Origin of the sequence: Actinoplanes sp. NPDC049668 (assembly GCF_044465445.1) — a bacterium.
In the GTDB taxonomy this organism is placed as follows: domain Bacteria; phylum Actinomycetota; class Actinomycetes; order Mycobacteriales; family Micromonosporaceae; genus Actinoplanes.
On record NZ_JBITLR010000001.1, the window covers coordinates 1,206,997 to 1,227,775 of the forward strand.

Annotated in this window: 15 protein-coding genes and 1 tRNA gene; 6 read left to right on the forward strand and 10 right to left on the reverse strand. The window is 72.4% G+C overall.

Features of this window, described 5'->3' with window-relative positions:
- Positions 1–55 precede the first annotated feature (55 nt).
- Positions 56–994, forward strand: coding sequence for a hypothetical protein (locus ACIBSW_RS05665; RefSeq protein WP_354718379.1), 939 nt, complete (start codon positions 56–58; stop codon positions 992–994).
- A gap of 4 nt (positions 995–998) precedes the next feature.
- Here ACIBSW_RS05665 and ACIBSW_RS05670 read toward each other — a convergent pair whose 3' ends face one another.
- Complete coding sequence (locus ACIBSW_RS05670) at positions 999–1,460, reverse strand: GNAT family N-acetyltransferase (RefSeq protein WP_354718377.1); 462 nt, start codon at positions 1,458–1,460, stop codon at positions 999–1,001.
- Positions 1,461–1,570: 110 nt separating this feature from the next.
- Here ACIBSW_RS05670 and ACIBSW_RS05675 point away from each other — a divergent pair, with 110 nt between their 5' ends.
- Together ACIBSW_RS05675 and ACIBSW_RS05680 are read left to right on the forward strand one after the other, a co-directional pair.
- Positions 1,571–2,656, forward strand: a complete 1,086-nt coding sequence (locus ACIBSW_RS05675) for a calcium-binding protein (protein WP_354718375.1) — start codon at positions 1,571–1,573, stop codon at positions 2,654–2,656.
- Positions 2,657–2,887: 231 nt separating this feature from the next.
- Positions 2,888–4,765, forward strand: a complete 1,878-nt coding sequence (locus ACIBSW_RS05680; RefSeq protein WP_354718374.1) for a PAS domain S-box protein — start codon at positions 2,888–2,890, stop codon at positions 4,763–4,765.
- Between the two features lie 20 nt (positions 4,766–4,785).
- Here the strand turns inward: ACIBSW_RS05680 and ACIBSW_RS05685 are convergent.
- Positions 4,786–4,859: transfer RNA gene (locus tag ACIBSW_RS05685), tRNA-Thr, on the reverse strand.
- A gap of 173 nt (positions 4,860–5,032) precedes the next feature.
- On the opposite strand from ACIBSW_RS05685, the gene ACIBSW_RS05690 reads away from it, so the two are divergent.
- Positions 5,033–6,118: a sn-glycerol-3-phosphate ABC transporter ATP-binding protein UgpC gene (locus ACIBSW_RS05690; protein WP_354718372.1), complete on the forward strand. Its 1,086-nt coding sequence runs from the start codon at positions 5,033–5,035 to the stop codon at positions 6,116–6,118.
- Positions 6,119–6,183: 65 nt separating this feature from the next.
- Here the strand turns inward: ACIBSW_RS05690 and ACIBSW_RS05695 are convergent, their stop codons facing one another.
- From ACIBSW_RS05695 to ACIBSW_RS05715, 5 genes are all read right to left on the reverse strand, one after another.
- Positions 6,184–9,123, reverse strand: a complete 2,940-nt coding sequence (locus ACIBSW_RS05695; protein ID WP_354718370.1) for an Hsp70 family protein — start codon at positions 9,121–9,123, stop codon at positions 6,184–6,186.
- A 58-nt stretch (positions 9,124–9,181) separates the two neighbouring features.
- Complete coding sequence (gene rlmB, locus ACIBSW_RS05700; RefSeq protein ID WP_354718368.1) at positions 9,182–10,300, reverse strand: 23S rRNA (guanosine(2251)-2'-O)-methyltransferase RlmB; 1,119 nt, start codon at positions 10,298–10,300, stop codon at positions 9,182–9,184.
- Positions 10,300–11,715, reverse strand: coding sequence for a cysteine--tRNA ligase (cysS, locus tag ACIBSW_RS05705; protein ID WP_354718366.1), 1,416 nt, complete (start codon positions 11,713–11,715; stop codon positions 10,300–10,302). The genes rlmB and cysS overlap by 1 nt, the downstream gene beginning before the upstream one ends.
- A 90-nt stretch (positions 11,716–11,805) precedes the next feature.
- A complete protein-coding gene (locus ACIBSW_RS05710) occupies positions 11,806–13,161 on the reverse strand; it encodes a class II fumarate hydratase (protein WP_404799258.1) in 1,356 nt (451 codons plus the stop codon).
- A 41-nt stretch (positions 13,162–13,202) separates the two neighbouring features.
- Entirely contained in the window at positions 13,203–16,220 is a 3,018-nt protein-coding gene (locus tag ACIBSW_RS05715; protein WP_354718362.1) for a BTAD domain-containing putative transcriptional regulator, read from the reverse strand.
- A 316-nt stretch (positions 16,221–16,536) separates the two neighbouring features.
- Between ACIBSW_RS05715 and ACIBSW_RS05720 the strand changes: the two genes are divergently transcribed.
- Entirely contained in the window at positions 16,537–17,058 is a 522-nt protein-coding gene (locus ACIBSW_RS05720; RefSeq protein WP_354718360.1) for a hypothetical protein, read from the forward strand.
- 2 nt (positions 17,059–17,060) lie between these two features.
- Here the strand turns inward: ACIBSW_RS05720 and ACIBSW_RS05725 are convergent, their stop codons facing one another.
- Complete coding sequence (locus ACIBSW_RS05725; protein WP_354718358.1) at positions 17,061–17,303, reverse strand: hypothetical protein; 243 nt, start codon at positions 17,301–17,303, stop codon at positions 17,061–17,063.
- A gap of 157 nt (positions 17,304–17,460) precedes the next feature.
- Between ACIBSW_RS05725 and ACIBSW_RS05730 the strand changes: the two genes are divergently transcribed.
- Positions 17,461–17,688, forward strand: a complete 228-nt coding sequence (locus tag ACIBSW_RS05730) for a hypothetical protein (protein ID WP_354718356.1) — start codon at positions 17,461–17,463, stop codon at positions 17,686–17,688.
- A gap of 1 nt (position 17,689) precedes the next feature.
- On the opposite strand, the gene ACIBSW_RS05735 is transcribed toward ACIBSW_RS05730, so the two are convergent.
- A complete protein-coding gene (locus tag ACIBSW_RS05735) occupies positions 17,690–19,366 on the reverse strand; it encodes a fumarate hydratase (protein ID WP_354718355.1) in 1,677 nt (558 codons plus the stop codon).
- Positions 19,367–19,436: 70 nt separating this feature from the next.
- Positions 19,437–20,753, reverse strand: coding sequence for a hypothetical protein (locus ACIBSW_RS05740; RefSeq protein WP_354718354.1), 1,317 nt, complete (start codon positions 20,751–20,753; stop codon positions 19,437–19,439).
- Positions 20,754–20,779 lie beyond the last annotated feature (26 nt).

The following is a 20,779-nucleotide window of genomic DNA, read 5'->3' on the forward strand; positions in this document are numbered from 1 at the left end:
CCGGTCGTTGCCCTTTCCGAACGATTCGTCCCGAGTTTCGGCAGGAGAAAGATCAATGCGCAAGTGGTTCTACGCCGGGGCGGTGGTCGGCGGCGTCCTGCTGCTCGGCGCGGCACCCGCGCAGGCTGACGTGGTCCCCATTCAGACCGACGGGTTGCTGCAGGCGACCAACGGCCGGGGTGTCGGACTGGATCCGGCCGGCGGCCTCAACCTGGAGAGCCCGCTGGGCGGCGCCTCCCAGCTCCTGAGCTTCAGGCCGGGCCAGAACGCCGCCGACCTGCAGACCTCCGGATCGTCCCTTTCGGACATGCTGCCGCAGGACGGCCTCCTGCCGCAGGATGGTCTCCTGCCCCAGGACGGTCTCGCGCAGAACGAGGGCGGTAGGCCGACCGGTCGGTCGCAGGGCGCCGGCCTGGTTCCCGCGGGCTGGTCGGTGTCCGGCAGCGGCGCGAGCGTCGGCGGGCTGGCCGGGCGCCGGGTGGCCGGCAAGGCCGGCCAGGTCGGCCGGGTCGGCGGCGGCCTGCCGACCGGCAACCTGACCAGCATCATCCCGACCGGGCTGCTCGGCGGGAGCCTGCTCGGCGGCGGTCTGCTCGGCGGCGGTGGCGGCCTGCCGGCGGTCGGTTCGCGCAGCGAGTCGGCGCTGTTCGACGGCGGCCTGCCGCTGCTCGGCGGCCTCGGCGGCCTGATGCCGGTTAACGAGACGCCGGACAAGAAGAAGGCCGCCGACGACGGCGACGGCGACAAGGGCGGCGACGCGAACACCGGCACGGACACCGGCACGGACACCGACCGGGACGCCGACGACGTCGTCACCAGCATGCCGGCCGGCGGAACCGTGGTCGACCCGGCGACCGTCGACCCGGCCATCGACGAGCCCGTCCGGGACCCGCGGGTGCACGAGGAGCCGATCGACGACGAGGCAGGCGGCGACAGGCGGGCCTTCTCCAGCGGCGGCCGGCCGATCGCGGGCGAGGACGCGGACTTCAAGTAGGGCGTTACGACGTCGAGCCCGCCCCGGGCGTACCCGGGGCGGGCTCGACGCTTTCCGCGACCAGGTCCCAGTTGAGCAGCACGAACGGGGTCTCCTCGGTGGCGCCGGCCCGGCGGTAGGTGGCCTGGGCGGCCTCGTTGTCGGTCTCGGTGCCGACCCACATGCCGTAGCAGCCACGCTCGCGGGCGACGTCGGCCAGCGCCCGGACGAGGGCGGCGCCGATGCCCTGCAGCCGGGCGGCGGGCGCGACGCCGAGCTCGTAGACGAACATCTCCGTGCCCTTGTCCGGATGGGTCATCTCGACCCCGGAGATCATGCCGACCGCGCGGTCGTCGTCGTAGGCGAACAGCAGATGGTGGCCCGGGTGCGCGAGGAACTTCTCGGTCGCCGCCGCCAGCGGCGGCTCGTCGAAAAGGTCGGCGGCCCGGTGCACGGCCGCGGCGTCCTCGACCCGCTCGATGCGCATAGCGACACCCTAGGCGGGTTCGCGACCCGAGCATGGATCGGGACGGTCTTCCTTGGCTGGTGATGAAACGGTACCGTTCCATCGTCAATCAAGATCTTGGAAGGACCACCATGCCCCGAATCGCCTGGCCGGCGGCCGCCTGTGTCGCCCTGTCCACCATGGCCGCGGTCGGGACGGTCGCCTCTCCCGCGCTGGCGGCCGGCAGCGGGGTGGCCTCGGTGACCTCCGCCACGAAGGTCCAGTACAACGCGGCGAGCGGCAAGCAGAACAAGGTGGTGATCACGCGCTCCGGCAACACGATCACGATCGACGACAAGGTCGCGGTCAGCGCCGGCAAGGGCTGCAAGAAGGTCAAGGGCGACAAGACCAAGGTCAGGTGCACCACGAAGAAGGCACCCACCCGGGTCACGATCTACACCTACGGCCGCAACGACGTGATCGTCAACAACTCAAACGTGCGGATGAGCGCGTACAGCGGAACCGGCAATGACACCGTCACCGGCGGCTCCCTGGGCGACAAGATCCAGACCGGCAGCGGAAACGACAAGGCCGACGGCCGGGGCGGCAAGGACACCCTGTGGGGCATGACCGGCAATGACACCCTGCGCGGCGGCACCGGCGACGACAATCTGTGGGGCGCCGAGGGCAACGACAAGCTCTACGGCGACGCAGGCGGGGACATCCTCAGCGGCGAACTGGGCCGGGACCGCCTCGACGGCGGCGCGGACACCGACTGGCTCTACGGCGACGATCCCGAGCTCGGGATCGCCGCGGACGTCCTGCTCGGTGGGCCCGGCACCGACGTGGCCGGCTACACCGGCTACACCAAGGCGGTCGTCATCGACGCCGACGGCGTCAAGGGCGACGACGGGCAGGCCGGTGAGCACGACACCATCGGCGCCGACGTCGAGTCCCTCTTCGGCGGCTCCGGGAACGACCGGATCACCGGGGGCGCCGGGGACGGCTCGTTCATGGGCGGGGACGGCAACGACGTGATCCACGGCGGCGTCGGCAACGACTGGATCGTCGGCGGCGAGGGCAAGGACAAGATCTACGGCGATGCCGGCGACGACTCCCTGGACGGCGGCGACTACGACAAGCACGTCGTCGACCTGCTGAACGGTGGCAGCAACACCGAATACGGCGACCACTGCGAGAAGGCGAAGAAGGACACCCTGGTCGGCTGCGAAAACTGACGGCGGCCCCGACGCCCAAATCCGCGGACCTGGGTGGCTCCCCGGTCGGGGCATGCGATCCTGAGACAACAGGCCTGCCGCACGCGGTGAGTCGCGACCAGCTCGGCGGCCGCCGAGTTGCCGGGCCGAGGCTGGACGCGTGTCACCACTGGGATCAGCGGTTCGTGGGGGGCCGGTGGGACTCCTGACCGACAGCTGCCCGGCGTTCGGCCGCTGCTCCAGGGGGCCGCGATGAAGAAGGGTCATTGGTGGAGCGCCCGCGCTCACCGGTGGCGGGCGTGGGTTGTCGCGTCCGCAGTGCTGATGATCATCGTCGGCGGTGTCGCGGACCTCATGACATCACCGCAGGTCGTGCTGTTCGGGATTGTCGCGATGGCGCCGGTCCTGGCCGCGGTGGCGGCGCGCCCCTGGGTGGTGGCCGCCGTCGGGGCGTTCGCTCTGCTGGTGGCGTGGACCGTGTCGTCATGGCAGGGGTTGTCCGGGACCGCCGACCAGGTGCTTAGGCTCTGGATGATCGCCGGGACAACCGTGCTCAGCATGGCCGTCGCCCGCCATCAGCAGGTCCTGGAGCAGCGCGGCTACCAGGCGGCCGAGAACAAGTCGGCGCACGCCGCCATCGTGGAATCCTCGGAGGACGGGATCTTCACCATCGACCTCGAGGGCACGATCACCACCTGGAACGACAGCGCGGCGCGAATCTCCGGCCTGACGGCATCGGAGGTGCTCGGACGCGACGTCACCATGCTGGTCATGCCGGAGCTGGCGAAGATCGTGCCGAGCCTCCTGGCCCGGCTGGCCGCCGGCGAGCGCGTGAGCGTGCTGGATACCCGACGGGTCCGCAAGGACGGCACCTTCTACGACGTGTCGACGAGCGTGTCGCCGGTGCGTGGCCAGGATGGCGCCGTGGTGGGCTCCGCCATCATCTCGCGCGACATCACCGCCCAGAAACACCTCCTCGAACGCTCCGCCGGCGCGGAACGGCTGGAGAGCCTCGGCCAGCTCGCCGGCGGCATCGCACACGACTTCAACAACCTGCTCGCGATCATCCTCAACTACGTCGACTTCGCCCTGGAGCATGCCACCGACCCGGACCTGCGAAACGACCTCCTCCGCGCCCGCGACGGCGGCGAGCGCGCCCGCAACCTGACCCGGCAACTGCTCCTCTTCGCCCGCCAGGAATCCGCCAACGCGGAACTCATCGACCTCAACGCCGTGATCGGTGAGACCCGCGCGCTGCTCGAGCGCACCATCGGCGCACACATCGACCTGCTCGCCCACACGGCCGAGCGGCCCCTCACCGTCCGGGCCGACCGAAGCCGCCTGGAACAGATCCTGCTCAACCTCGTGATCAACGCCCGCGACGCGATGCCCGGCGGCGGCATGATCGTCATGGCGGCCGGCGCGGTCGACCTTCCCGACGACCCGGACCGGCGACCACCGCTGGCCGCCGGCTCCTACGCCCAGCTCCAGGTGACCGACACCGGCAGCGGTATGTCCCCGGAGATCGCCGCGCGCATCTTCGAGCCCTTCTTCAGCACCAAGGCCAAGCAGCACGGCACCGGCCTCGGGCTGGCCACCGTGTACGGCATCGTCACCGAGGCCGGCGGCACCGTCACCGTCACCTCCGAACCCGGCGCCGGCACCACGTTCCACATCCTGCTGCCCCTGGCCGACACGGAAGAACCGGCCCCGGCCGGCACCTCGGCGCCGCTACCCCGCGGTGACGGCCGGCACATCCTGCTGGCCGAGGACGACATCGAGGTACGCCGGGTCGCCAGCCGCATCCTCGAACGCCACGGCTACCGGGTCGCCACCGCCGGGCATGGCCGGGCCGCCCTCGACCAGCTCGGCCGGGCGCCGTTCGACCTGCTGATCACCGACGTCATCATGCCCGAGATGTCCGGCCTGGAGCTCATCGACGAGGTCCGCCGGTGGTACCCGGCGATGCCGGTACTGCTGGTCTCCGGCTACGCCGAGGACATCGCCAAGGTGCACCGCCTGCGCGCCGAGGGGGTCCCGATGATCCACAAACCGTTCACCGCCCGGGAACTGCTCCACGCCGTCCACCAGGCGGCCACCGACGCCAGATCGACGCCTGCCCACCCTTGACGCACCGTGCGTGCTCGCGGAGCCCCCGGTCGGAATCGAACCGACGACATCCTGTTTACAAGACAGGTGCTCTGGCCAACTGAGCTACAGGGGCGCGCGAACAGCATACCGGCTGACGATCGGGCAGGCTGAGCACCCTTTGCCGGGCGCGACCTTGGCAGTTGCGAAAAAAAGCCTTACGGTGGCGGTCGTGTGGCCTGGCCACACAGTTCCTCCCACTCGGATCGTCCGGCACGTTCCTGCCGGTGGAAAGGAAGTCGATTCACCATGGCTACGGTCACCTACGAGAAGGCCTCCCGGATCTATCCCGGGCAGGAGCGCCCCGCGGTCAACGAGCTGGACCTCGAGATCGGCGACGGCGAGTTCCTGGTCCTCGTCGGCCCCTCCGGTTGCGGCAAGTCCACCAGCCTGCGCATGCTCGCCGGCCTGGAGGACGTGGACCGGGGACGCATCCTCATCCAGGGCAAGGACGTCACGAACCTCCCCCCGAAGTCCCGCGACATCGCGATGGTCTTCCAGAACTACGCGCTGTACCCGCACATGTCGGTGTACGAGAACATGGCGTTCGCCCTGAAGCTGCGCAAGACCCCGAAGGCGGAGATCGACCGCCGGGTCAAGGAGGCCGCCCAGCTGCTGCAGCTGGACGAGTACCTGAGCCGCAAGCCGAAGGCGCTCTCCGGCGGTCAGCGCCAGCGCGTCGCGATGGGCCGCGCGATCGTGCGTGAGCCGCAGGTCTTCCTCATGGACGAGCCGCTGTCGAACCTCGACGCCAAGCTGCGCGTACAGACCCGTTCGCAGATCGCGACGCTGCAGGCCAAGCTGGGCATCACCACCGTCTACGTGACCCACGACCAGGTCGAGGCCATGACGATGGGCCACCGGGTGGCGGTCATGCTCGACGGCGTGCTGCAGCAGTGCGACACCCCCCGGGTGCTGTACGACAACCCGGGCAACGTCTTCGTCGCCGGCTTCATCGGCTCCCCGGCCATGAACCTCAAGACCGTCCCGCTGACCGAGTCGGGTGCGGCGTTCGCCGAGCTCGCCGTGCCGCTGACCCGCGAGCAGGTCGCGGCCGCCAAGGACGAGGGCGGCAAGGTGACCATCGGCTTCCGGCCCGAGGCGACCGACCTGGTCTCCCCGACCGAGGGTGGCCTGCCGATCGTCGTCGACCTGGTCGAGGACCTCGGCTCGGACGCCAACGTCTACGGCCACGCGGCCCTCGACGGCGGCCAGGAGCGGTTCGTGGTCCGCACCGACCGGCGCTCGATGCCGACCATGGGCGAGACCGTGTTCATCAAGCCCGAGGCCAACCACGTGCACGTGTTCCACGCCGGCACCGGCCAGCGGATCTGATCCGAGGCAAGCGTCAGTAGAAGGGCGGTTCCCCACCTGGGGGCCGCCCTTCTCCGCGTCCGGCGTCAGCCGGCGAAGCGCTGGATGACGAAGTCCTCGGCGGCGACGCAGGCCAGATGGCTCGTGTCCCACGAGCAGGTCGACGACCGGATCCCGTCGAGCGAGCCGAGCGGCACGGGGTCGTCGCCGAGGTGCTCGCCGGCGAGCCCCGGGTCGTCGGCCGAGGTGGAGAGCGCCTTCGAGAACTGCAGCAGGTTGCCGCCGTCGAGCCGGCCGACGACCCCGCCCCGGGTCCACGCCACGCGGCCGTCGGCGTCGAGCAGGCTGGTCTGCTCCGGCGACGTGTTCCGGGTGGCGAGCACGGCCTCGCCGACGGGTACGAGCCCGTTGACGTCGGCGACCGTCCGGCGCCACGCGGTGCCCTTCCCGGTGGCGTCGACCGCCACCACCCGCGCGGTCTTGGCGTCGGACCCCGTCGTCTCGACCACGCAGATCCGGTCGGCGCCGCAGGCGGTCAGGTGGTCGAACCGGGTGTTCGCGTTCGGCGCCGTGTAGAGCACCGTCGGCTCGTCCAGCTTCGCCAGGTCGTAGGCGACCAGCCGGTGCGAGTCGCCGGACTCGGACACGACGAGCCGGCCGTTGTGCGCGACCACCTCGTCGTCCGGGTCGGCCACGCTCTGCCGCGGCCCGGCCGACACGTCGCCGGTCGACACGTCGATGACGCGGGCGGACCGGTCGGCGCCGATCTGCACGATCCGCTCGTCGTCGTCGAGCGGCTCGGCGAACGGCACCCCGGCGACGGTCGCGGGCCCGGCGAGGTCGGCCTCGGTGGTCGCCGCGATGACCTTGGTGGTCGTCGTGCCGTACTCGGATCTGGGGGTCTTCAGCTCCCAGCCGACCTTGCCCTGGTCGCCGACCTTCAGCCCGACGAGCCTGTTCTCCGTCCGGTCGACGAGCACCACCTTGTCGCCGGCGAAGACCAGGCCGTCGTCGCGGCCGACGGAGCGGTCCCACAGCTTGCCGCCCTTGCCGGGGTCGAGCAGCACCATGCGCCGCGTGCTGGTGACCGAGTCGGTGTCGGTGATCGCGACCACCGCGTCCGGCAGCGTGAAGAAGTGCTCCCAGCGGGCGGCGGTGCCGGCCTCGACGCTGCTCCAGGCCTTCTCGCCGCTGTCGGTGACGGCCGCGACGACGCCGAGCGTCCCCTTGTCGTCGGCGCTGGCGAAGTAGGCCCGCCCGCCGCGCAGGGCCGTCGCGTTGAACGCCGAGGTGACGGGCGCGACGGGCTTGATCCGGTGCTCGTCGGTGAGCGGGCGATAGTCCAGCGCGGGATAGCCGGGCCAGAGCCGCACGACGGCGGTCGCGGCGATCCCGAGCACCGCGACGGTCACCGCCGCGACGATCCAAAGGCCCTTCCTCCGGTACGCGGGGAGCTTCGGCGCGGGCTCGGGTTGCGTGGAGGCGAGCCAGGTACCGCCCGGGGGCGACACCGGGCCGGCGGGGGCGGGCGAATGCGGTGCGCCGGAGACCGGGTGGACGACCGGCCCGCCCGCGTTGCCGAACGCGGCCGCCTCCCCGGTGGCCCACGGGTCGACGGGCTCGGCGTAGTTCGGCTCATCCCCACCGGGCCGGGCCGCCGACGGAGGCGCGCCGTTGCCGCTCGCGGGCGACTGCCGGGGCTGTGGCGGGGCCGAGACCGGCGGGGCCGAAGCGGGCGGGGCCGAAGCGGGCGGGGCCGAAGCGGGCGGGGCCGAAGCGGGCGCCTCGGACGGACCGGTCGGGCCGCCGGATGCCATCGTGTCCGTCGCCGGGGGAACCGCGGCCGCCCGCATCGGCTCGGCCGGCGTCCGCGCCGCGTCCGCGCCGACCGCAGGGGCCGCGGCGGCCGGCGTCGCGCTCGCGGCCTGCCCGGACAGGGCACCGGCCGCGATGATGGCGCCCTCGGCGACCGGCAGCTCGGGCTGCTCCAGCACCGTCGGCGCGATGCCCAGCTCGCTGTGCAGCAGCCGGGCCACCAGCGGCACCCGGGACGAGCCGCCGACCAGGAACAACCCGGCCAGGTCGGCCGGGTTCAGGCCCGCGGCGCGCAGCACCGAGCCCGCCTCGGCCACCCCGCGGCGCAGCAGCGGCCCGGCGGCCGTCTCGAACTCCTCGCGGGTCAGCCGCACCGCCTGCTCGACCCCCGGCACCGGCACCGGGGCGAGGGCCGTGCGGGACAGCATCTCCTTGGCACCGCGTACGTCTTCCCAGAACTGCCGCCGGGCCCGCCACTGCGCGAGCGTGACCGGCTCGGTCAGCGCGGCCCAGGCCGCGGGCTCGTCCTTCTCCAGCGTCGCGCCCAGGTGCGCGACCAGGGCCGCGTCGAGGTCGAGACCGCCCAGGTCGTCGACGCCGCCGGACGCGGCGACCGCGAAGCGCGGCTGGCCCTGCGGCGTGACGCCCTCGTTGCGGACGACGGCGATGTCCAGCGTGCCGCCGCCGAAGTCGAAGACCGCGAGCGCCGACCCGACCGGCACCGGGCGGCGCAGGACGTCCGCGAAGTAGCGGGCCGCCGCGATCGGCTCGGCCACCAGCCGGGTCGCCGGCGGCCAGCCCGCGCGGGCCAGGGCGGTGGTCAGCACCGCCCGGCGGCGCGAGCCCCACGCCGCCGGATAGGTCAGCACCGCGGGCGGCAGGAAGCCCGTCGCGGCGACGGCCTCCCGGGCCACCGCGGCCAGCAGCGCCGCCAGCAGGTCGGCCGTCGGCACCTCGGCGCCGCCGAGCAGCACCGTCTCGGCGTCGACGTGCCGCTTCGGGTTCGGCTCGAGGCGGCCCGGCTCGGCCTGGCCGAGGCGGACCGCGTCACGGCCGACGTGCAGCCGGCCCGTCGTGTCGAGATAGCCGGCCGAGGGCAGCAGCGGCTGGCCGTCGAAGAGCAGCGGCCGGGTACGGCCGTCCGGCCAGCGCAGCATCGCGACCGTGTGCGACGTGCCCAGGTCGACGCCGAGCACAAAGCCGTCGGTCATTGCCCCCTGCACCTCCGCCACCGGTTACCCGGCCCGTCACGTTACAGGCAGTGCGCGCCTACCCGTATACGCGGCGGCGGGCGACCTCGGCCAGGGTGACCGCGGCGGCGACGCTGGCGTTCAGCGACTCCACTTCGGACATCATCGGAATGCTCACCCGCAGGTCGCAGGTCTCGCCGACCAGGCGGGACAGGCCGCGCCCCTCGGAGCCGACCACGACGAGCAGCGGGCCGACCGCGGCCTCGAGCTGGTAGAGGTCCGTCTCGCCGTCGGCGTCCAGCCCGATCGCGGTGAAACCGGCCTGCTGGGCGGCCTTGATCGCCCGGGTCAGGTTGACCACCTGCGACACCGGCACCCGCGCGGCCGCGCCGGCGCTGGTGCGCCAGGCGGTCGCGGTGATGCCGGCCGCCCGGCGCTCGGTCATGAAGACGCCGTGCGCGCCGAACGCGGCAACCGAACGGATCACGGCACCCAGGTTGCGCGGGTCCGTCACCCCGTCGAGGGCGACCAGCAGCGGCGCGGTCTGCTCCATCGCCGCGGCCACGAGGTCGTCGAAGTTCTCGTACGCGAACGGCGGCACCTGGAGGCCGACGCCCTGGTGCAGGACGCCGCCGGTCATCCGGTCGAGCTCGAGCCGGCTGATCTCCAGGATCGGGATGCCCCGGTCACCGGCCGTCCGGACGATCTCGGAGACCCGGTCGTCGATGTCGATGCCGTGCGCCACGTAGAGGGCCGTCGCCGGAATCGCCGCGCGCAGCGCCTCGGTCACCGGGTTGCGGCCGAGCAGCAGCTCCGGGCCCTCCTTGGTCGGGTTCGACCGGCGTCCGGGCGCGACCCTCGGCCCGCTGCGGCCCTGCACCCGGCCGCCGCGCTGCGGAGCCGGCCGGCCGGTGGCGCGGCCGCCACCCCGGCCCCAGGTGGTGTCCTTGCTGCCCGGGATGCCGACCTTGGGCGCCCGGCCCTCGGCGGCGGCGGCGCGCCGCTCCTTGTCCTGCTTGCGGGCGGTCTTGTCGGGGAGCTTCTCGGTGCCCGAGTAGCCCTTGTGCCACGGACGCTCGTCGGCGGGCAGCGTCTTGCCCCGGCCCTTCAGGCCCGCCCGGTTCTTGCCGCCGGACCCGGCCGACGCACCCTTCTTGGAGGTGACGCGCTTGCTCGCGTTGAAGGAATTTCCCGGCATCAGTGCTGCTCTCCTACCGTCCAGCGCGGCCCGGCCGGAGTGTCCTCCACCTGAACTCCCGCGTTCTTGAGCTGGTCGCGGACCGAATCGGCCGCCGCCCAGTCCTTGCGTGCCCGCGCCTGCGCGCGTTGATCGAGTGCGAGGGCCACCAGCGAGTCGACGACCGGCTTGAGGTCGCCGCCGCCCTCGCCCTCGTGCCACGCGGCGTCGAGCGGGTCGAGGCCGAGGACGCCGAGCATGGCACGCACCGCGGTCAGCGCGGCGCGCACGCCCGTCTCGTCGTTCGCGGCCAGCGCGGTGTTGCCCTCGCGGATCGTGTCGTGCACGACGGCCAGCGCCGCCGACGTGTTGAGGTCGTCGTTCATCGCCGCGGCGAACTCCGGCGGCACCTCTTTCGGGCGGCCGGCGCCGACGACCTCGACGGCCCGGTGCACGAAGCCCTCGATCCTCCGGTACGCCGTCGCGGCCTCGCGCAGCGCGTCGTCGGAGTAGTCGATGCGCGAGCGGTAGTGCGGCACGCCGAGGTAGTAGCGCAGCTCGACCGGCCGGATGCCCATCTCCAGCACGGCCCGCACGTCGATGACGTTGCCCAGCGACTTGCTCATCTTGGCCTCGCCGAGGTTGAGCAGCGCGTGGTGCACCCAGTAGCGGGCGAACGGCAGCCCGCCCGAGCGGGACTGGGCGATCTCGTTCTCGTGGTGCGGGAAGGTCAGGTCGAGCCCGCCGCCGTGGATGTCGAACTCGGCGCCGAGGTAGCGCCGGGCCATCGCGGAGCACTCGATGTGCCAGCCGGGCCGGCCGCGGCCCCACGGCGAGGCCCAGGAGGCGTCGCCGGGCTCGTCGGCCTTGACGCCCTTCCACAGGGCGAAGTCGGCCGGGTGCCGCTTGCCCCGCTCGGGCGTGCCGCCGGCGGACAGCATGTCCTCCGGCCGCTGGCCGGAGAGCGAGCCGTACTCCTTGAAGCTGGGCACGTCGAAGTAGACGTCGCCGTTGCCCTCGGCCGACTCGTAGGCGTGGCCGCGCTCGATCAGCTCGCGGATCAGCTCGTGCATCTCGGTGATGTGCGCGGTGGCGAGCGGCTCGTAGGTCGGCGGCAGCACGTTGAGCGAGCTGTAGTCGGCGTCGAGGACGAGCTTGTTCGCGTACGCGATCGCCCAGAAGGGCCGGCCCGACTCCAGCGACTTCGTGAGGATCTTGTCGTCGACGTCGGTGATGTTGCGGATGAAGGTGACCTCGAAGCCGATGTGCAGCAACCAGCGGCGCAACACGTCGTAGTTGACGGCGGAGCGCAGGTGCCCGATGTGCGGTATCGACTGCACGGTGAGGCCGCACAGGTAGATACCGACCTGACCGGGCGTCATCGGGACGAAGTCCCGGACGGATCGGGTCGCGGTGTCATGTAGGCGGAGCGTCACCGTACAAGGGTACCGACCGTCGCGAGCGGGCGACGTCCCGCCCGAGAGCGGGTTATCCACAGGGTCATCCACAGGCCCCGCGGGGGTGGGTCAGGGCCGGGTCATCCGCAGCACGTCCAGCGTCGCGTCCAGCTCCTCCTCGGTCAGCACCCCGCTGGCGACGTGGCCCCGCTCGATCACCACCGCCCGGATGGTCTTGTTCTCCTTCAGCGCCTGCTTCGCGATCGCGGCCGCCTCGTCGTAGCCGAGGTACCGGTTCAGCGGCGTGACGATCGACGGCGAACCCTCGGCGTACCCGCGCACCACGTCGTGGTTGACCTCGAGGCCCGCGATGCAGCGGTCCGCGAGCATCCGCGCCGCGGCGGCCAGCAGCTTGATCGACTCGAGCAGGTTGCGGGCCATCACCGGGAGCATGACGTTGAGCTCGAAGTCGCCCTGGCTGCCGGCGAACGCCACGGCCGCGTCGTTGCCGATGACCTGCGCCGCCACCTGGCGCACCGACTCGGGCACCACCGGGTTCACCTTGCCCGGCATGATCGACGAACCCGGCTGTAGGTCGGGCAGGCGCAGCTCGCGCAGGCCGGCGCGCGGGCCGGATCCCATCCAGCGGATGTCGTTGACGATCTTGTAGAGGCTGACCGCGACGACCCGCAGCTGCCCGGACGTCTCGACCAGCGCGTCCCGGGCGCCCTGTGCCTCGAAGTGGTTGCGCGCCTCGCTCAGCGGCAGCCCGGTCACCTTCTTGAGCAGCAGGATGACGGCGGGCGCGAAGCCCGGCGGCGTGTTGACCCCGGTGCCGACCGCGGTGCCGCCCAGCGGCAGCTCGGCGAGCCGCGGCAGCGCGTCGGTCAGCCGGTCGATGCCGTTCTGCACCTGCGCCGCGTACCCGGAGAACTCCTGGCCCAGGGTGACCGGCGTCGCGTCCATCAGGTGCGTCCGGCCCGCCTTGACCACCTCCGACCAGTCGTTCGCCTTCGCGGCCAAGGCGACCACCAGGTGGTCCAGGGCCGGGATCAGGCTGCTGGTGACGGCCTCGGCGGCGGCCAGGTGGATCGACGACGGGAAGACGTCGTTGCTGGACTGCGAGGCGTTGACGTGGTCGTTCGGGTGCACCGCCCGGCCCAGCTCGCGCGACGCGAGCGTCGCGATGACCTCGTTGGCGTTCATGTTCGACGACGTGCCCGAGCCGGTCTGGAACACATCGATCGGGAACTGGTCGTCGAAACCACCGTGCGCGACGTGCGCCGCGGCCTTCATGATCGCCGTCGCGACATCCCCATCCAGTACGCCCAGAGCGGCGTTGACCTGCGCCGCCGCGCCCTTGATCTGGGCCAGGGCCCGGATGTGCGAGGACTCGATCCCACGCCCGGAGATCGGGAAGTTCTCCACCGCCCGCTGGGTCTGCGCCCGCCACAGGGCGTCGGCCGGCACGCGGACCTCGCCCATCGTGTCGCGCTCGATCCGGTAACCGCTCTCGTCAGTCGTCGTCACGATTCCATCCTGCCCCCGTCGCCCGGGGACCGCAGTCGATCCGTGCCACTCTCCAGCGCCGCCAGCCGCCTCCCGACGTCGAGCCGCTCCGGCACCCCCATCCGGGTGAAGAGCTCCAGCGCCTGCCCCCAGTAGATCCGGGCGGCGGCGGGATCGTCCTGCGCCGCGCAGAGGGATCCCAGCCCGGCCAGCGCCGTCGCCCGCTCGAACGGGAACCGGTTGTCCATCAGCTTCAGCGCCCGCTCGTAGCTCTCCCGGGCACTCCTGGCCTCACCCGACGCCAGCAGCACCTCGCCCTGGTAGCTGCGGCACAGCCCCTCGTGGCGGCGGTTCTCGATGCGCTCGGCGATGGCGAGGGCCTGCCGGAGCAGGTCGAGCGCCGCCTCGGTCCGACCCTCCGCGTGGTAGACCAGCGCCATCTCGGCCAGCGCCTCCGACTCGCCGCTCGCGTAACCCTCCGCGCGGTAGAGCCGAAGCGCCGCCGTCAGCATGCGCCGCGTGACCTCGACGCGCGCACCGAGCTTCCGCTTGACCATCGCAAGGTGCAGGAAGACGGTGGCGACGCCGACGGTCTCCCGCATCTCGATCGCCAGCTGGAGGCGGAGCCGGAAGAACCGCTGCGCCTGCTCCAGCTCGCCGAGCCGCAAATGGCCGAGGCCGGCGCAGTTGTAGCGCAGCGCGACGTTCATCCGGTCGTCGCGGTAGGCCTTGACCCGCAGGCCCCGCTGCGTGTCGCTGATCTCGATCATCTCGGCGAAGCGGCCCTGCGTGTCGTAGACGGCGCCGAGATTGCCCAGCACCGTGGACAGGCCAAGGTCGTCGCCCAGTCCGCGCCGCAGCCGGGCGGCCTCCTCCAGGAGCGTGCGGGCCTCGTCCTGGCGACCGCGCCGATGGGCGCAGGACGCGAGATAGTTGGCGGACGTCGCCACCGCGGCCTGGTCGCCGAGGTCCCGCGCCACCGTCAGCCCGCGACCCAGCAGCAGCTCGAGCTCGCTCATGTAGCCCCGCACGTACAGGTGCCGCCAGGCCGCCCGGGGCAGCCGCCAGGCGAAGTCCGGCCGGTCGATGGCCAGGCCCGCGTCGACGAACGCGGGCAGGTAAGGCCGCTCCCGCTCGATGTGCCGGCTGGGGTCCGCGAGCGCGGCCAGCAGGTCGGGCCGGTCCGGCCGATCGAGCCGCAGGTCGCGGTCGAGGTGTTCGCGGCGGGGCAGCGGGTTCGTGGCCGCGATCGCGTGCAGGTGGAAGTCGAGCAGGGCGGCGACGGCGGCGCGGCGCTCGGCGGCCGGAATCTCCCCGGCCAGGGCCGCGGCGTACTGCCGCAGCAAGTCGTGCAGCCGGAACAACTCCGGCTCCGGCTCCTCGATCAGATTCACGTCCACCAGGTCGTCCAGGACGTCCTGCGCCCGGTCCCGCGGCAGCCCGGTCAGCGCCGCCACCGCCAGCGTCTCGAACCGCTCTCCCGGGTGCAGACCGAGCAGCCGGAACACCCGCTGCGCGGGCTCGCTCAGCTGCCGGTAGGAGAGTGCGAAGGCGCTTGCCACCGTCCGGTCCTCGGCCGCCAGCTCCGGCAACACCGACTCTCCCAGCCGCCGGACCAGGTCCGTCACCCGCCACCGCGGCCGGTGCGCCAGCCGGGAACCGGCCAGCCGGATCGCCAGGGGCAGCCGCCCGCAGCGCTGCACCACCTCCAGCGCCGCGGTCGGCTCCGCGGCCACCCGGAAACCGACGATCTTCTCCAGCAGCACGTACGCCTCGGACGCGCTCAGCACCGGCAGCGACTCCAGGCGCACGCTGTCGAGGCCGGCCAGCCGGCGCCGGCTGGTGATCAGACCCAGGCTTCCCGCCGAGGTGGGCAGCAGACTCGTGATCTGCGCGCTCGATGCCGCGTTGTCGAGAACGACCAGCGCCCGGCGCCGGCTGAGCTCGGTCCGCCACAGCGCGACCCGCTCGACCAGGCCCGCCGGTATCAGCTCCGCCTGCACGCCGAGCTGGCGCAGCAGGATCAGCAGCGCGGCGCCCGTCTCGAGCGGCTCGTTCTCGCTGTGTCCCTGCAGGTCCAGAAAGAGGTGGGCGTCCGGGTAGCCGTCGCCGACTTGGCTCGCGACGTGCAGCGCCAGCGTCGTCTTGCCGCAGCCGGCCATGCCGTCGATCATCACCAGGGCCGGGCCGTCGGCGGCGCCCGCCGCCGCGGCGGCGACCAGCCGGCGGACCGCGTCCTCGCGCCCGGTGAAGTCACCGACGGTGCGTGGCAGGCAGCGCACCGGGGCCGGCGACGGCACCGCCGCGGGCGCGATGTCGCCGGTCAGGACGCGCCGCTGCATCTCCTGCAACGCCGGACCGGGGTCGATACCCAGCTCGGTCTGTAGCAGTTCGCAGATCCGGCGGTACTCGGCCAGCGCGTCGGCCTGCCGGCCGATCCGGCACAGCGACAACATCAGCTGCCCCCGCAAGCGCTCGCGCAGCGGGAACCGCTCCACCAGCCCGGTCAGCTCGGCCACCAGATTGGGATCGCCGCCGCCGGCTAGCTCGAGTTCGGCCCAGTCCTCGGTCGCGACGGCGTGCCGCTCGTCCAGGGCGGCGGCGCGGTGCCGGACCGCGGGGGCGTCGAGTCCGGTCAGCGCCGGTCCCCGCCACAGCGCGAGCGCCTCCCGGAGGGACTTGCGGGCGGCGTCGGCATCGGCGCCCGCGACCGCCCGCGCCTGATCGACCAACCGGGTGAACACGGCGGCGTCGAGGTCGTCGTCGCCGAGCCGGATGCCGTACCCGGCGGGGTCGGTCAGGATCGCGCCCGGCGGCAGGTCGCGCCGCAGCCGGGAGACGCAGGTCTGCAGCTGGCCGCGCGCGGTGGCCGGCGGGCCGTCCTCCCAGACCGCGTCGATCAGGACATCCGCGCCGACGATCCGGCCCGGGTGCAGCAGGAGCATCGCCAGCACGACCCGGTCGCGGGCGGCGGTGATCGCCACCTCCCGCCCGGCAGCGGTCACGGAGAGGGCACCCAGAATGCCGAATCGCATCAGGCCACCCCCCGGTTCCGCCCGTCGAGGGATAGACGATAACGAACGCGGGCTCGGCGGGCGGCCCCGACGAGAGCCGTACGACAGCGGAACGAGAGCGACATCACCCAGCCTGTTCGGCAGGCCGTTCCGCTCCGGATGTCTCGACATCGCCCCAGACGGTGCGGAACGGCTTCGAACGGGGGCGTCCAGCTCGTCCGGCGCGGTGTCGCGGGCGGGCTGTTCGCGTATGGAGGATTACTCCCGGTTGGACGACGCCCGGGGCGGAACGTATCGTCGCGAAGGGTTTGGACCCCCCGACGAACAGGACTCTGTCATGCGAAGCGCCCTCCTCGCCGTCACCCTGTGCGGCCTGCTCCTCACCGGAGCCGCCTGCGGCAGCGGCGGCGACAGCGGCACGGAGAACATCGCAGAGGCACCCGCGGTGGACGTCACAGCACCGGCGACCACCGTCGCGGCGCCGAACTACTACGCGAACACCCGCATTGTCTGCACCGCGGTCAACAAGATCTTCGACGCGGACGTCGCCGAGTTCGGCACCGCGATGGGCCGGATGATCGCCTACAAGGAGGCGAAGCAGGCCGACGAGGCCGAGCTGGCCCGCAAGGCCGCGAGCAAGGAGCTCAAGGACGTCGGCGACAAGATCCGCAAGGAGACCGCGAAGGCCGAGGATCCCGACCTCAAGGCCGCGGGCCAGGTCTCGGCGACCAAGTTCTCCAAGAGCGCCGCGGACAAGGGCCTCTTCGACAAGGTCAAGACCACGACGGACCTGAACAAGACCCTGCTGGCGAAGATGCCGGACTGGATGGACCCGGTCGCCGGCCTCTGCGCCACCTGAGGCTATCCGGCCTCGACGCCCGCGGAGCGCAGGATCCGACGCACCTGCTCCCGGGAGTAGCCCGAGGCCGCCATCACGTCGACCTGGCGGACGCCCGCGAGGGTCGCCCGGACGATCTCCTGGCCCAGCCGCTCCCGGGCGGCGGGAACCTCCGCGCGGGCCTCGGCGACGCGTTGCTGGGCCTCGGTCACGGCGTCCTGCGCGGCCCGGTAGGCACGCGCCGCGTCCTCAAGGTCACTCAGCACGCCAGCGAGTCAAGCACCCGCGAGCGTGAGGCCACGCGAGAACCGGCGCAGATGGCCTCCTGCGGGTGACCGAAGAGGCCACATGGCACTACGGTATGGGGCACCCGTTGATCGGCACCGGCCGGTGCCCCGACCGACCCCGGAGGTCGACCCCGCCGTGACCGCACCCGATCTGGCCGTCTCGTTCCGGGACGGAGACGCGCCCCGCGCGCTGGCCGACCGGCCGCTCGCCTTCGCGCACCGGCACACCCGGGGCTGGACCCTGAACCTGGCCGGCGCGGGCCCCACCGAGCACCCGACCTTCGACGCGGTGGCCGACACGGTGGTCCGCGCGACCCGGGTCCGCCGCCTCCTGATCGTCTGGCCCGGCCTGGACGGGCCGTGACCTAGGTGCGGTTGCCCACCTGAAGAACGGTCTTGGGGCGGGTCACGTCGGCGAAGAAGTCGTTGCCCTTGTCGTCCACGACGATGAACGCCGGGAAGTCCTCGACATCGATCTTCCAGACCGCTTCCATGCCCAGCTCGGGGTACTCCAGCACCTCGACGTGCCGGATGCAGTCCTGCGCCAGCCGGGCCGCCGGGCCGCCGATCGAGCCGAGGTAGAAGCCGCCGTGGCTCTGGCAGGCCTTGGTCACCTGGCCGGAGCGGTTGCCCTTGGCCAGCATCACCAGCGAGCCGCCCGCGGCCTGGAACTTCTCCACGTAGGCGTCCATCCGGCCGGCCGTGGTCGGCCCGAACGAGCCGGACGCGTAGCCCTCGGGAGTCTTCGCCGGGCCCGCGTAGTAGACCGGGTGGTCCCGCAGGTACTGCGGCATCGGCTCGCCCGCGTCGAGGCGCTCGGCGATCTTCGCGTGCGCGATGTCGCGGGCGACGACCAGCGAGCCGGTCAGCGACAGCCGGGTCTTGACCGGGTACTCGCTCAGCTGGGCACGGATCTCGGCCATCGGTCGGTTGAGGTCGACGCGGACTACCTCGTCGGTCTCCAGCGTCTCGTCGGTCACGTCCGGCAGGAAGCGCGCGGGGTCCGGCTCGAGGCGCTCGAGCCACACCCCGGACGGGGTGATCTTCGCGAGCGCCTGGCGGTCGGCCGAGCAGGAGACCGCGATCGCCACCGGGCAGGAGGCGCCGTGCCGGGGCAGCCGGATCACCCGGACGTCGTGGCAGAAGTACCGGCCGCCGAACTGGGCGCCGATGCCGAAGTCGCGGGTCAGCTCGAGGACGGCCGCTTCGAGCTCGACGTCGCGGAAGCCGTGCGCGGTCATCGAGCCGGCGCGCGGCAGGTTATCCAGGTACTTGGCGCTGGCCAGCTTCGCGGTCTTGAGCGCGTACTCGGCGCTGGTGCCGCCGATGACGATGGCCAGGTGGTACGGCGGGCACGCGGACGTGCCGATGAGCCGCAGCTTCTCGTCCAGGAACTCCATCATCCGCGCCGGGTTCAGCAGCGCCTTGGTCTCCTGGTACAGGTACGACTTGTTGGCCGAACCGCCGCCCTTGGCCATGAACAGGAACTTGTACGCGTCCGGCTGGCCGCCCGGGTCTTCGGCGTAGAGCTCGATCTGCGCGGGCAGGTTGGAGCCGGTGTTGCGCTCGTCCCACATCGTCAGCGGCGCGAGCTGCGAGTAGCGCAGGTTCAGCCGGGTGTACGCCTGGTAGACGCCGAGGGCGATGGCCTGCTCGTCGGCGCCGTCGGTCAGCACGTGCCGTCCGCGCTTGCCCATGACGATCGCCGTGCCGGTGTCCTGGCACATCGGCAGCACGCCACCGGCCGAGATGTTCGCGTTGCGCAGCAGGTCCCGGGCGACGAAGCGGTCGTTCGGCGACGCCTTCGGGTCGTCGATGATCGCGCGCAGCTGCGCCAGGTGCGCGGGGCGCAGGAAGTGGGCGATGTCGTGCATCGCCTCGGCGGTCAGGAGCGTCAGCGCGCTCGGGTCGACGGTGAGAAACCGTCGGCCGCCGGGCCCCTCGACCACGTCGACGCCCTCGTCCGAGAGCAGTCGGTACTCGGTCAGGTCGTCAGCTTGCGGCAACAGCGGCGAATACGAGAAAGCGGCGGCTCTGCTCATGACGGGCAAGCCTAGGCCAGCGTGTGCACCAGGCGCGAACCAACCGGGTCACGCCCGGATACCGGTTCGATCAACCCGCCGGCGAGCCGCCGAACGGGAGGTAGGCCATGTCCCTGCCGGAGACCAGGATCATGCCGCCGCGGCCGACCGCGAAGACCTTCGCATCGGTACGCGCCTGCGTCAGCACGCCGCCGGTACGCGGACTCACCGCGACCACCCGGAACGGCTTCGTCTCGGCCACCACCGCCGCGTACGGCGTCAGCGCCGCCTGCGCGCCGGGGGTGACCGCCCGCCGCCAGCCGGCCCGGCCGCGGCCGAACGAGCGGGCCGCCAGGGTCGCCTGGTCCGAGCTGCGGATCAGCGCGTACGAGTCGTCGACGGCGAGCACGGTCTGCCCCTTCTCGCCGTGCCAGAGCACCCGCCCGTCGTGCGCGGCGATCAGCTCCTGCCGGCCGACCGGGTCGACGCCAAGCACGACGTCCTGGCCGCCGGCCGGGTCCCGGTCCTGCTTGCAGGCCGAGCCGTTGTCGGCCGTGCGCAGGTTGAGCCCGTCGCGCTGCCACACCGCCTGCCCGTTGGGCGGGTCGTGCGCGACGACGCCGTAGTAGCAGGTGCCGTCGCGCGCCTCGCCGGTGACCGTGAGCACCCGGGCGCCAACGACGGTGACGCGCTGGTCCCGGCCCGGCGTCCGGGTCTGCACGACCCGGCCCTGCGCGGTGTCGATCACCTGGATCCGGCCGTCGCCGGGCAGCCCGATGAGGTTGGGCAGCGGTCTCGGCCCGGCCGCGCCCTCGGCGAACTGCGACGAGGTGAGCGGCTGGGTGTCGGGCAGGTCGGGGTTCGACGCGTTGAGCACGAAGCCGATGCCCGGCGCGGCGATCGTCCACATCGGCCGGCTGCCGCGCGGTTCCCAGGCGCTGAGCTCGCAGTCGCCGGCGCCGGCGCAGCGCAGGTCGAGCACGGCGTCGGCGTACGTCCAGACGGCCGTCGCCTCGGTGTCCCGGCGCCGGACCGCGCCGGTGGCCGGGTCGAGCACCTCGTAGCCCTTGGTCAGCAGCCGCCCGACGACCACCACCGCGTCACTGTCGCCGCCGGCGACGCCGGCCCAGTCGGCGTCCGACTTCCAGAGCTTCACCCCGGCGGTGATCCCGTACGCCTCGACCGAGGTGCGGTACTCGACGACGACCGCGCCGCCGCTGATCGTGACGCTGCGCGGTGAGCCGCCGATGGTCGTCTGCCAGCTGGCGACACCCTCGGCGATCGGATCGCTCTGGTTGATCCAGGACCAGATCTTCGGGAACGGATTCCACACCCCGGTGGTGGCCAGGACGATGACGACCACGACGCCGACCAGCGCGTAGCCCTTCGCCGACCCGCCGGAAGCCACGCGGACACGGTAACGAGATCGACATG